Origin of the sequence: Kaistia granuli DSM 23481 (assembly GCF_000380505.1) — a bacterium.
Taxonomy (GTDB): domain Bacteria; phylum Pseudomonadota; class Alphaproteobacteria; order Rhizobiales; family Kaistiaceae; genus Kaistia; species Kaistia granuli.
Genome location: NZ_AQYH01000008.1, coordinates 131,002 through 142,693 on the forward strand (window position 1 = coordinate 131,002; position 11,692 = coordinate 142,693).

General features: G+C 66.1%; 11 protein-coding genes. 7 read left to right on the plus strand and 4 right to left on the minus strand.

The features are described 5' to 3' along the window. Nucleotides 1–2 precede the first annotated feature (2 nt). The 4 genes from G342_RS0112925 (at nucleotide 3) to G342_RS26015 (ending at nucleotide 3,278) form a co-directional block, all read left to right on the plus strand. Nucleotides 3–911 carry an ROK family protein gene (locus tag G342_RS0112925; RefSeq protein WP_018183572.1) on the plus strand — a complete coding sequence of 303 codons (909 nt, stop codon included), beginning with the start codon at nucleotides 3–5 and terminating at the stop codon, nucleotides 909–911. A gap of 49 nt (nucleotides 912–960) precedes the next feature. Beyond that, entirely contained in the window at nucleotides 961–1,701 is a 741-nt protein-coding gene (locus G342_RS0112930) for a copper homeostasis protein CutC (RefSeq protein WP_040878931.1), read from the plus strand. Between the two features lie 116 nt (nucleotides 1,702–1,817). Next, nucleotides 1,818–2,984 (plus strand): ABC transporter ATP-binding protein, encoded by a 1,167-nt coding sequence (locus G342_RS0112935; protein ID WP_018183574.1) that lies wholly within the window; start codon nucleotides 1,818–1,820, stop codon nucleotides 2,982–2,984. 129 nt (nucleotides 2,985–3,113) lie between these two features. Beyond that, on the plus strand, nucleotides 3,114–3,278 hold the full coding sequence (locus G342_RS26015; protein WP_018183575.1) for a hypothetical protein: 165 nt from the start codon (nucleotides 3,114–3,116) through the stop codon (nucleotides 3,276–3,278). 151 nt (nucleotides 3,279–3,429) lie between these two features. On the opposite strand, the gene G342_RS0112945 is transcribed toward G342_RS26015, so the two are convergent. From G342_RS0112945 to G342_RS0112955, 3 genes are all read right to left on the minus strand, one after another. Then, nucleotides 3,430–4,248: a carbohydrate ABC transporter permease gene (locus G342_RS0112945; RefSeq protein WP_018183576.1), complete on the minus strand. Its 819-nt coding sequence runs from the start codon at nucleotides 4,246–4,248 to the stop codon at nucleotides 3,430–3,432. Further along, nucleotides 4,245–5,195 (minus strand): carbohydrate ABC transporter permease, encoded by a 951-nt coding sequence (locus tag G342_RS0112950; RefSeq protein WP_018183577.1) that lies wholly within the window; start codon nucleotides 5,193–5,195, stop codon nucleotides 4,245–4,247. The genes G342_RS0112945 and G342_RS0112950 overlap by 4 nt, the downstream gene beginning before the upstream one ends. 191 nt (nucleotides 5,196–5,386) lie before the next feature. Further along, nucleotides 5,387–6,667 carry an extracellular solute-binding protein gene (locus tag G342_RS0112955; protein ID WP_018183578.1) on the minus strand — a complete coding sequence of 427 codons (1,281 nt, stop codon included), beginning with the start codon at nucleotides 6,665–6,667 and terminating at the stop codon, nucleotides 5,387–5,389. A gap of 532 nt (nucleotides 6,668–7,199) precedes the next feature. On the opposite strand from G342_RS0112955, the gene G342_RS0112960 reads away from it, so the two are divergent. From G342_RS0112960 to G342_RS0112970, 3 genes are all read left to right on the plus strand, one after another. Next, on the plus strand, nucleotides 7,200–8,243 hold the full coding sequence (locus G342_RS0112960) for a questin oxidase family protein (protein WP_018183579.1): 1,044 nt from the start codon (nucleotides 7,200–7,202) through the stop codon (nucleotides 8,241–8,243). 25 nt (nucleotides 8,244–8,268) lie between these two features. After that, nucleotides 8,269–9,465, plus strand: a complete 1,197-nt coding sequence (locus tag G342_RS0112965; RefSeq protein ID WP_018183580.1) for an amidohydrolase family protein — start codon at nucleotides 8,269–8,271, stop codon at nucleotides 9,463–9,465. A 240-nt stretch (nucleotides 9,466–9,705) separates the two neighbouring features. Continuing rightward, nucleotides 9,706–10,851, plus strand: a complete 1,146-nt coding sequence (locus tag G342_RS0112970; protein WP_018183581.1) for an MFS transporter — start codon at nucleotides 9,706–9,708, stop codon at nucleotides 10,849–10,851. A gap of 34 nt (nucleotides 10,852–10,885) precedes the next feature. On the opposite strand, the gene G342_RS0112975 is transcribed toward G342_RS0112970, so the two are convergent. Next, nucleotides 10,886–11,668, minus strand: a complete 783-nt coding sequence (locus tag G342_RS0112975; RefSeq protein WP_018183582.1) for an SDR family NAD(P)-dependent oxidoreductase — start codon at nucleotides 11,666–11,668, stop codon at nucleotides 10,886–10,888. Between the last annotated feature and the right edge of the window lie 24 nt (nucleotides 11,669–11,692).

Sequence of the window (11,692 nt, forward strand, 5' to 3'; positions counted from 1 at the left end):
GCATGACGCGCGGAACCGCAGCCTTCGACATTGGCGGCTCGAAGATCGAGTTCGCCCGTGTCTCGCGCGAAGGCGCGGTAACCGATCGCACCACGCTGCCGACGCCGCACACGAGCTGGGGCGACTTCGTCGCGACGCTCCGTCGCCTGATCGAGGCAGATGGTGGCGCCGCCCGCATCGGCATCTCGATCGCCGGCACCGCCGACAGCGCCACCGGCATAGCCCTGGCCGCCAACGTGCCGGTTGTCACCGGACACCGCATCGAGAGTGAAATCGCCGAAGCGCTCGGCATCCCCGTCCGGGTCGGCAACGACGCGGATTGCTTCGCATTGGCCGAGGCGATAGTCGGCGCCGGCAAGGGCTTACCGATCGTCTTCGGCGCGATCCTTGGCACCGGCGTCGGCGGCGGGCTGGTGATCCACGGCCGCATGGTGCGCGGCGCGCATGGCGTCACCGGCGAATGGGGCCACGGCCCGCTGCTCGCCGAAGCCGTCGCCGCGCGCGGCATTCCGGTCGTGCGGTGTGGGTGCGGCCAGACCGGCTGCCTCGACAGCTATGGCTCGGCACGCGGGCTGGAGCGGATCCACGCGGCGCTGGCGGGTGAAACACGCACCAGCCACGCCATCACCGAGGCCTGGCACGCCGGCGATGACAAAGCCACGAAGAGCGTCGAGGCTTTCGTCGAACTGATCGCCGGTCCGCTGTCGATGATCGTCAACACGATCGGCCCGTCGATCATCCCCGTCGGCGGCGGGCTCTCCTCCGATTCGGTCCTGCTCGGCGCGATCGACAAGGCCGTGCGCGCCCGCGTTCTGGGGCGATACACCCAGCCGCTCGTGGTTCCCGGGCAGACCCGAGGCGCCAGCGGCCTGATCGGCGCGGCCATGCTGGCGGAAGAACGTGCGCCGTGATCATACTGCGGCCATGCCCATCGCCGAACCCAGGGACACCGCAGCGCTGATGACGATCCAGGTCGAGATTTGCGTCGATACGGCCGACGGACTATCCGCCGCCATCCGGGGCGGCGCCGATCGTATCGAACTCTGCAGCGCGCTAGCGCTCGGAGGGTTGACGCCCTCCCCCGGCCTGATGCGGATCGCCGCCAAAACTGGCGTGCCGACCTACGCGATGATCCGGCCGCGCGAGGGAGATTTCGTCTTCACGCCGGGCGAGCTCGACCAGATGCGGCGCGACATCGACGCGGCCCGCTCGGCCGGTCTCGCCGGCGTCGTCTTGGGAGCCTCCGAGCCACGCGGAAAGCTCGACGCCGAGGCGCTGTTTCGCCTGCGCAGCCACGCGGGCGGGCTCGGCGCGACGCTGCATCGCGCCTTCGACCTCGTGCCGGATCCGAACGACGCGCTGGAGACAGCGATCTCGCTCGGTTTCGAGCGCATCCTGACATCGGGCGGCAGCAAGCGGGCCCTGGACGGACTGGCGGCGCTGCGGGCGCTGGTGGCTCGCGCCGGCGACCGCCTCTCGATCATGCCAGGCTCCGGCGTTCGGCCGGAAAATGCGGCGGCGATCCTCGCCGAGACCGGCGCGCGTGAGATTCATGCCTCTTGCCGGACCGGTCGCCAGACCGTGGCGCCGGAGGCGGTGGCGCTCGGCTTCGCGTCGGATTCACTCCGGGATGTCACGGCGGCGGAATCGGTCGCCGAGTTGATCCGTACCGTCCGCATGTTCGAAAATCCGTCGGCTTGACGCCACATGACGAACATGGCGCCGCATAGCGCAAACGATTGAATTCACAGCATCAAAGGACTTTGACAGCCGGTCCCCGCGCATGGCACGCTGCGCTCGATAACGAGGGAATGGTCATGGCCGAGATCGTCTTTGAGCGGGTGACGAAACGCTACGACGACGGTCATCTCGCCGTCGATGCGCTGAACCTCAAGATCGAGGATGGCGAGTTCCTCGTGCTGGTCGGGCCGTCCGGCTGCGGCAAGTCGACGGCGCTCCGCATGATCGCCGGGCTCGAGGAAATCTCGGACGGCGCGCTCGTCATCGACGGCGCCGTCGCCAACGATCTGTCGCCACGCGACCGCAACATCGCCATGGTGTTCCAATCCTACGCGCTCTACCCGCATCTCTCCGTCGCCGACAATATCGGCTTCGGCCTCAAGGTGCGCGGCTCCGACAAGACGGCGATCCGCGCCAAGGTCGAGGAAACCGCGAAGCTGCTCGAGCTCTCCGACCTGCTCGACCGCAAGCCCGGCCGCCTCTCCGGCGGCCAGCGCCAGCGCGTCGCCATGGGCCGCGCTTTGGTGCGCTCGCCCAAGGCCTTCCTGATGGACGAACCGCTCTCCAATCTCGATGCACGGCTACGCGGCCAGATGCGGGCCGAGATCGCCCATCTGCAGAAGATGACCGGCGTCACCACCGTCTATGTCACGCACGACCAGGTCGAGGCGATGACGATGGGCGACCGTGTCGCCGTGATGAACAAGGGCGTGCTGCAGCAGCTGGCCGCCCCACGCACCCTCTATGACGCACCGGCCAACCTGTTCGTCGCCGGCTTCATCGGCTCGCCGCCGATGAACCTGATCGGCGGCCAGATCATCGCCGGGCCCGAGGGGTATGTGCTGAAGCTGGGCGAACTGACGATCGCGCTCGACGCCGACTCGCTCACTGCCCGGCCGGCCATCCTGCGAGCGATCGGCCGCGACATCATCGCCGGCATTCGCCCCGAGGCGCTAGCCCCGGCAGGGGATGCTATCCCCGGCCCGGGCAAGCTTGCCGGCAAGGTCGCCTTTGTCGAGGATCTCGGCGCCAATCTGCTCGTCCATCTCGATCTCGACGGCGCCGCCGTGGTCGCCGCGGGCGTATCGGAAGATGGCGAGGAACTGCAATCGGCCAGAACCCGGTTGCGCGCCGTGATCGACGGCACACTGCCGGTGAAGAAGGGTGACCGTATCTGCCTCACCGTCGATCCGTCCCGCATCCATCTCTTCGATGCCGAAACGGAACTGGCGATCCTCGCCTGACGGCCTCGGCCGGATGCGTCACCGGACAGGATCGCAAAGATCTTCGCATCCGGAGAACTGGTTGATTTCCATCAAAGCGGGGCGATTGGGCATGATCGATAGTGGTTCCGTCAGCAAACGGAGTCTGCCATGTCCGCCACCGGTGTTCTCTTCCTCAGCGCGATCGTCTGCGCTTTCGCCGTCTTCATGATCAGCCTCGCCTGGGCGGAACGCCAGACGCGCAACCTGAGCCCGAGCTTGCGGCCGACAGAAGCCCGCGCCTCGATTCAGGCCGCGCGCCCCATCCGTACCTGAACGGCACAGCAACAGGGCGCAGCGGCTCGGCGTTCCTTTCGGGGGACAGGTTCGTCGATTGACCTCCGTGCGCATCCGGCTGGAGCAGGCCGGAGATGTCACGTTGAGGCAATCCGTTGCGCCCTGACCACCTCCAGGGTCAGCGCCCCCCTTATTGCACGCCCCTGGTCAGGCCCTGGACGAAATAGCGGTTCAGGAACAACGCCATCAGCACGATCGGCACTGTCGAGAAATGCGCCAGCGCGCCCAGCGTGCCCCAGGTGATGTCCTTGGTGCCGAAGGCCGCGAGCAGCGCCACCGAGAGAGGCTTGGTGTCGGGACCGGTCAGGAACATCGGCGTCAGGAAGTCGTTCCACGAGAACATGATACAGAACAGCGCGCTGGCGATGATGCCCGGCACCACCATCGGCAACGCCACACGGTAGAACGAGCCCCACAAGGTGCAGCCGTCGGTCAAAGCCGCCTCCTCCATGTCACGCGGCAGCGCGCGGAAGTAGGAGAACATCATCCAGGTCACGAAGGCGCAATTGAGCGTCGTATTAATCATCACCACCGCCCACCATGTGCCGAGAAGGCCGATATCCCGCATCATCAGATAGAACGGGATCAGCGTCGCAATGATCGGCACGGTGCGGATCGCCAGGAAGAAATAGGCGACGAGGATCGCATAGCGCGATTTCGACCGCGCCAGCGCATAGCCCGCCGGCACACCGAGCAGCAGCGACAGCACGGTGGTGCCGAGGCTGATGATGAGGCTCGACTTCAGCAGCGCCCAGACGTCGAACAGTTCGAAGATGCGCTGGAAATTGAACATCGTCGGCGTGAAGGCGAAGCTCGGCGGCGACGAGAAGATCTCGCGCGGCGGCTTGTAGGCGGTCGTCACCAGCCAGAGTACCGGCATCAGATAGATGGCGAGAATGACGATGAGGGCCGTGCGCTCGATGGCGATCTGGCGGGTCCGGGCTTTCATCTCTCGTTGGCCCTCACATCGGCCCGGCGGATCAGCAGCGTGAACACGGCGCACATCAGCGCGATGCAGAGGATCGTCAGATTGCCGATCGCCGAGGCAAAGCCGATGTTGAAGAACTCGAGGCCCTGCTTGACGCCATAGAGCATCAGCGACGTCGTGGCGTCGGCCGGTCCGCCGCCGGTTGTCACGAAGATGATGTCAAAGACGCGGAACGCGTCCATCACGCGCAGCACCAGCGCCAGGAAGACGGTCGGCAGCAGCAGCGGCAGCACCACCATGCGGAAGCGTTGCAAAGCCGTCGCGCCATCCGCCGCCGCGGCCTCCAGAATGTCGGTCGGCAGCGATTTGAGGCCGGCGAGCAGGATCAGCGCCACCAGCGGCGTCCATTCCCAAACGTCGATCAGGATCACGACCGGCAGCGCCGTCGTCGTGTTGGCGAGGAAGCCGCGCGGTCCGGAGATGCCCCATTCTGCCAGGTAGTAGCCGAAGAAGCCGTAGTCGACCGCGAGCAGCGCGCGGAAGATGAGGCCGACGACGATCGGCGTGATGGTGACCGGGATGAGCAGGAAGGCGAGGCAGATGCGGTTGAAACGTCCGTCGCGCCAGAGCAGCAGCGCCAGGCCGAGCCCGATCACGAACTCGAGCGTCACGGCGCCGAAGGTGAAGAGGAAGGTGTTGATCACGGCGCGCCGCGCCGTCGCGTCGGCCCAGAGCGCAATATAGTTGTCGAGGCCGACGAAGGTCCGCCGGCCACCGCCGCGCAGCAGATTGTAGTCGAAGAACGAGTACCAGATCCCCTGCGCCAGCGGCCAGACGGCCACCAGCACGACATAGAGGATCGCCGGCAGGGCGAGGGCGACCAGGAACAGCTTGCGGCGATCCGAGAAGCGCAGGCCTGACGCCCTGGACGGGGCAAGATCGATCGATCCGACGGAAGTGGTGGTCAAAGGCTAGTCCTCGATCGAGGCGAGGCCCCGCCCGGCCCGGCCGCGATGGGAGGCGGGCCGAAAGGGGTATGGCCTGGATTGTATCCGAAACGGGCGACCGCCCCAATGCCGGCGTCGCGGCAGCGGGGCTGCCCCTTCCGCGTCGGCCCCAAGGGCGACGGAGAAGGGGCGCTCACATTCCGGTGCTCGGATCAGAACAGCTTCGCTGCCTTTTCCTGGACTTCGTCGAGCGCCGCCTTGGGCTCGACGCCACCAACCAGAACGGCGTTCACGGCCGTGCCGAGCAGGTCCTGGATTTCCGGATATTGCGGAATCCGCGGGCGGTAGTCGCCATCGGCGTTCTCGAACGACTTGGCGAGAACCGGCAGGAAGGGGAACTTCTTGTTCAGGTCCGGATCGGCCAGCGTCGACTTGCGGATATAGCTGCCGGCGCCTTCCAGATTGAGTTCCTTCTGCACCTCGGGGCTCGTCAGCCACTTGATGAACTGCCAGGCCGCTTCCTGCTGGGCGGGATCGATGTCCGCATTGATGCCCATGCCCCAGCCGCCGAGGCCGTATTTGACAGGCAGGCCCTTGGCGACCGGCGTCGTGGTGATCGCCACCGTGTCGACCACCTTCGACATCGACGGGTCATAATATCCCGGCGCGCCGACCGACCACGTTTCCATCATCGCCGCCAGCCCCTGGCGGAAGCTCTCTTCGCGGCCACCCCAGTCATAGTCGACCGCGCCGGGAGGGGCTGCCTTGTCGAACAGCTCCTTGTAGACCTTGAGGCTGTTGATGTTGGCTTCCGAGTTGATCGCCGGCTTGCCCGAGGCATCCAGCACCGAACCGCCGAGCTGAGCGTTGTACTGCAGCCAGTCCTGCGCCACGGCCGGGCCCTTCTGGCCGTTGGCGACAAAGCCATAGGTCTTCTTGTCCGGATTTGTCAGCTTGATCGCCGTGGTGACGAAGTCCTCGGCGGTCTCCGGCACCTTCAGGCCAGCTGCGTCGAGCAGATCCTTGCGATAGGCAAGCACCGCAGCATAGCCCGCAAACGGAAAGGCAACCTGCTTGCCATCATACTGGCCGATATACTTGATCATGGCCGGGTAGATGTCGTCGAGCTGCATCTCTGCGGCGTCGCGCTTGATCCAGTCGGTCAGGTCGACGGTGTATTTGTTGTCCGCATATTGACCGGCCCAGACGATATCCATCGTCACCAGGTCATAGCTCTTGGTGTCGCCGACGAAATCGGCCTGCGTCTTGGTCAGGAGCGAGCCGTAGTCGAGAATGTCGACCTTGACCTTGGCGCCCGTCGCTTCCTCGAACTTGGGCGCGAGCTTGGCGATCACCGGCGCATATTGATCGTTCTGCGAGGCGAGTGTGAGGGTGACGCCGGCGAGCGGCTTGTCCGCGGCCGAAGCGCCGCCGGCCAACCCAGCCATGACCAGTCCGGCCGTGCCGAGCTTCCAGAAAGACGTCTTAATCATCGTTAGGACTCTCTTCCGTTGTGATAAATACGCAAAATGGAGTATATCTCAAACAAACCGGCACTCAATAAGCTACATTCCTTCACGGTACGCACAAATTCTCCGCAGAGAGCCGACAATTAAGTTGCATAGCACTGGCCGAAACAGTCAGCACCGAAGATCTATCATGTTAAATCCGTGAAACTGACCATGTTCGATTGTTCGAAACCGATACAGTTCAAATCCACGAGCGAACACCGCGACGAGAGCTCGGCGCGTCGTGGGCATGATGACAGAGCCGCCGGGAATTGGGGAGCGCGCAATTTCGGCAGGATGGACGAAAACACGGCGAAAGTGCCGCCGCGTCCCTCATCCGCCGCCGCGCCCGGGATCGCGGCCCGGCAGCCGTGGCGCTGTGACCCGCCAGTCGCCATATGCGGAGGATCCGTATGAGCGGCCGAAGCGATGGCGGGCCTTTCCTTCCACGATGCGGACCTGCACTATGCGGCATGGATCCGCACAGTGCTCGAGACCTTGATAGCGGAGAAACGTTATGGCCCTAGCGCCACGCACAGAGCCGGATGCAGTCGACGATCTCCTGATCGAGGGACGGCTATTCAGCGCCGAATTCCCAGTTCTGCTCGCCAATCACCTGCCGATGATGATCGTCGCGCTCGACCAGCTCGGCGCGACCAGTGAGCGGCTGCGCCAATATTTCGACAATTACCGCACCGTGAACGGCCTGGTGCCGACACCGCCGCCCGTTGCGCCGATCCAGCGAGAACAATGGACCGACGCACTCGGCGACCGGTCGCGCGAATATGATTACCGCGCCTTTTTCGAGGGCGAGGTGCGCCGGCTCGGAATCGACGCGACGGTCCAGGCCTACCTGCCGACGCTGATCCCCGGCATCGGCGCCAGCGCCCTGCACGGCATGATGCGAACCGCCTACGGATTCATGCGGATGGATCCGGCCGAGGTCGGGACGGCGATCGGCTATTGGGCGGCCACCTATCTGCCGATGCCGCCCTCGACCGGGGCCGACCCGATCACCGACGATCCGGGCGAAGTGCTCGCCCGCGCCTGCGCCCTGCCAGGCCTGCACCATGTCGTCCCCGAGACGGACCTGCTCTGGCACAATATCCGCGCTGCCGGCGCCTCCCCCGATTTCGCGCCGGTGGTGGACTGGCTGGCGATCGGCCCCGATACCGGCCGACGCCTGGCCTCAACCTCGCTGGCGCTCTTCGCGGCGACGATGGACTTCTCCTCGCTGCACGCGCTGACGGGCTCGCACTGGATCCGGATGATCAGCCCGCACCTGCTGGAAGCGGATCGCGCCGCTCTGATGCGCCATTTCTGGCAGATCATCGCCTCGCTGGTGCCGAAAATCGGCTTCCCGACGCTGCCGAGCGCCGAGCAGCTGGACGAATGGCGGCACCTCCCGGCGCCCGGTTGGCCGGAGATCGCCGCCAAGGCAGTACAATCCGAGGACGAGCACGACATCAGCCTCGTCTTCTCCGCCCGCGAGGAGGAGAAGGTCCATGGTGATCGTCTCTACCGCGTCGTCGCGGCACGCCGCATGGAACTGATGGACTGATGGAGTGGATGGTTTGACGGAACGGATGCAGCCGACCCTCGTCGTCGCCGGTGCCACGACGGCGGGTGGCCACACCGTCGATATCGTCATCGCCGGCGAGACGATCACCGCGATCGTCCCGGCCGGCGAAGGCCCTGATGACTGCGACCGCATCGACGCCACCGACCGCCTCGCCGCGCCCTCCTTCGTGGAGGGGCACATCCACCTCGACAAGACGCTGCTGGGCCTGCCCTTCATTCCGCATCTACCGGGTGAAACGGTGGCGCTCCGCATCGCCGCGGAAAAGGCGCTCCGGCGCACACTGGCGCTGCCGATCGAGGAACGCGGCGGCCGGCTGATCGAGCAGATCGCCGCCTTCGGCACCGGCAGCCTGCGCAGCCATGTCGATATCGACACCGAAATCGGCCTCTCCGGCCTGCACGCGCTGATCCGCCTGAAGGAACGGTACTGGGATCTGGTCGACATCCAGATCGTCGCCTTCCCGCAAAGCGGGGTGATCACCGATCCCGGCGTCGCCGACCTGCTCGACGCGGCGATCCGCGAAGGCGCCGATCTTGTCGGTGGCCTCGATCCGGCCGGCATCGATCAGGACGTCACCGGACATCTCGATGCAATTTTCGCCATCGCCGGCAAGCATGGCGTCGGCCTCGACATCCACCTGCACGATCCCGGCCCACTCGGCGCCTTCGAGCTTCGGCAGATCGCTGCCCGCACCATCGCGCTCGGCCTTGAGGGCAAGGTCGCCGTCAGCCATGCCTTCGCGCTGGGCCAGATCGACGATTTCGAGTTCGGCCGCACCGCCGAGGCGCTCGCCACCGCCCGCGTCGCCATCATGACCAACGGCCCCGGTCCCGTCGCCATGCCGCCGGTACGCCGGCTGAACGCGGCCGGCGTCACCGTCTTTGCCGGCTCGGACAATATTCGCGACGCCTGGTCGCCCTATGGCGACGGCGACCTGCTGCGCCGCGCCATGCTGATCGGCTATCGCCAGGATTTCCTCACCGACGCGAGCCTTGCCCATGCCTTCGCCATGGTGACCGAAATCCCGGCCGCCGTACTCGGCATAGATCATTACGGCCTCGCGCCGGGCAAGCGCGCCGACCTCGTCCTGCTGGCAGCCGCTTCGCTGCCGGAGGCGGTCGCCGGCGCGCCGCTCGACCGGACGGTGATCAAGCGCGGCCGGCTGGTGGCGCGAAAGGGTATGCTGGCACCGCGCGACTAGCGAAGGCGACGTGCCGATGGCGGCGCAATTCCTCCGCCATCGCAATCGTGAACGCCGCGAACCGCATCAGCGATTGGATCGGCTGCCGAAAGCTGGCATGTCTCGCCGCCCAAACGGATTTCCCCATCCGCCCGCAGCGGTACCCGAAGGCCTTTCATGCGTCTGCCCGATTCTCACGGTCCAGGTTCCGCACCTAGGGCCCCCCTGCCCGCCACGATCACCACGCCGCTGACCATCCTGATGGCCGCCGCCTGCGGGGCGATCGTCGCCAATCTCTACTACGCCCAGCCGCTGATCGCGCTGATCGGCCCGGATGTCGGCCTGCCGCCAGCGCTGGCCAGTTTCATCGTGACGCTGACGCAGATTGGCTATGGCGTCGGCCTGATGCTGATGGTGCCGCTCGGCGACATCATCGAGAACAAGAAGCTGGTGTTGATCGCCGTCGGCGTCACCGCCTTCGCGTTGCTGCTCGCGGCCTTCGCGCCGAGCGCCCTGCCCTTCCTGGGCGCGGTGCTGTTCATCGGCATCTGCTCCAGCATCGCGCAGGTGCTGGTGCCGATGGCCGCGCACATGGCGAGCGACGAAACGCGGGGCCGCACCGTCGGCAACGTGATGAGCGGCCTGATGATCGGCATCTTGTTCGCGCGACCGCTGGCCGGCGTTCTGGCAGACCAGATCGGCTGGCGCGGCGTGTTCTTCTGCTCGGCCGCCTTCATGCTGGCGCTGGCCCTGCTGCTGCTGCGCTACCTGCCGCAGCGCCATCCGCATTCCGGCCATACCTATTCTCAGCTGATCGGCTCGCTCTGGTCGATTTTCCGCGATACGCCGGTGCTGCGGCGGCGCGGTTTCTACCAGTTCGCGCTGTTCGCGGATTTCAGCCTGTTCTGGACGAGCGTACCGCTCGAGCTCGCTGGTGGGCCGTTCCATCTGTCGCAGACGCAGATCGCGGTCTTCGCGCTTGCCGGCGCCGCCGGCGCCTTGTCGGCGCCGCTGGCCGGACGTCTGGCGGATCGCGGCTTCGGCCGGATCGGCACGGGACTGGCGATCGCCGGCGCCTTTGCCGCCTTCGCACTGACCGGGCTCGTCTCCATCGGCTCGATCGCCGCCCTGGTGGTCGCGGCGATCCTGCTCGATTTCTGCGTCCAGGCGAACATGGTGTTCGGCCAGCGCTCGCTGTTTATGATGGCCCCGGCGATCCGCAACCGGCTGAGCGGCATCTATGTCGCCATTATCTTCATGGGCGGAGCGGTCGGTTCGGCAATCGCCAGCCCGCTCTACGAGACCTTCGGCTGGAACGGCATCCTGGCGGCCGGCGTCGCCTTCCCGCTGATCGCCTTCCTGTTCTACCTGACCGAGCTCTTCGGCAGACAGGCCGAGGCGCGCTAAGCGCCCCGGCGAAGCGGAAGGCAACCCGCCGGCGTCAGTCCATGCGGACGCCGCCGGTGACGTTGATGCCCTGGCCGGTCATGAAGCGGGCGGCTTCGGAGGCGAGGAACACCACCACATCGGCGACATCCTCGGGTTCCTCGATGCGGCCGAGGGGGGTCAGCGAGATGTACTCGGCTCGCACGGCCTCCGGCGTCATGCCGCGCAGCTCCGCCTCCCAGACGATCTCCCGCTCCTGCATCGACGTCTTGACGAAGCCGGGGCAGACGCAGTTGACGCGGATCCCCTTCGGGGCCATCTCGCGGGCGAGCGCCTGCGTCCAGCCGAAGACGGCGAACTTCGAGGCCGAATAGTGCGCCAGCAGCGGCGCGCCGACCTTGGCGGCGAGCGACGCCGTATTGACGATCACCCCCTTGGTCTTTTGCGCCAAAAAGTGCCGGCAGGCGATCTGATTCGCGAGGAAGACGCCGCGCGCGTTGACGTCGAAGTTGAAGTCCCACTCTTCGTCGGTGATGTCGACCGCCGGACGCATGGTCGAGACACCGGCATTGGCGCAAAGCAGGTCGAAGCCGCCGATGCCGTCGATCGCCTTTTGCATCGCCCGCTCGACGGAATCGCGCTTGGTGACATCGACTTCGACGGCGAAACCGCCGTTTTCCAGACCCGCTACCACGGCCTGCGCGGCCATGACGTCGAGATCGGCGATCGCCACCGTCGCCCCGGCCTTGTCGAGTGCCCGCGCGATCGCCGCGCCGATCCCCTTCGATCCGCCCGTGACAATCGCCTTGCGTCCAGAGAGATCAAAAATACCGGCCATCCGTGTGTCCTCGTTGGGTTGCTC

Bases quoted from the DNA above. Each gene is read 5' to 3' on its own strand.
- G342_RS0112970 (WP_018183581.1), top strand. From the start codon at position 9,706: ATGGCCGCCGCCTGCGGGGCGATCGTCGCCAATCTCTACTACGCCCAG.
- G342_RS0112960 (WP_018183579.1), top strand. From the start codon at position 7,200: ATGGCCCTAGCGCCACGCACAGAGCCGGATGCAGTCGACGATCTCCTG.
- G342_RS0112930 (WP_040878931.1), top strand. From the start codon at position 961: ATGACGATCCAGGTCGAGATTTGCGTCGATACGGCCGACGGACTATCC.
- G342_RS0112925 (WP_018183572.1), top strand. From the start codon at position 3: ATGACGCGCGGAACCGCAGCCTTCGACATTGGCGGCTCGAAGATCGAG.
- G342_RS0112935 (WP_018183574.1), top strand. From the start codon at position 1,818: ATGGCCGAGATCGTCTTTGAGCGGGTGACGAAACGCTACGACGACGGT.
- G342_RS26015 (WP_018183575.1), top strand. From the start codon at position 3,114: ATGTCCGCCACCGGTGTTCTCTTCCTCAGCGCGATCGTCTGCGCTTTC.
- G342_RS0112955 (WP_018183578.1), bottom strand. From the start codon at position 6,667: ATGATTAAGACGTCTTTCTGGAAGCTCGGCACGGCCGGACTGGTCATG.
- G342_RS0112975 (WP_018183582.1), bottom strand. From the start codon at position 11,668: ATGGCCGGTATTTTTGATCTCTCTGGACGCAAGGCGATTGTCACGGGC.
- G342_RS0112965 (WP_018183580.1), top strand. From the start codon at position 8,269: ATGCAGCCGACCCTCGTCGTCGCCGGTGCCACGACGGCGGGTGGCCAC.
- G342_RS0112945 (WP_018183576.1), bottom strand. From the start codon at position 4,248: ATGAAAGCCCGGACCCGCCAGATCGCCATCGAGCGCACGGCCCTCATC.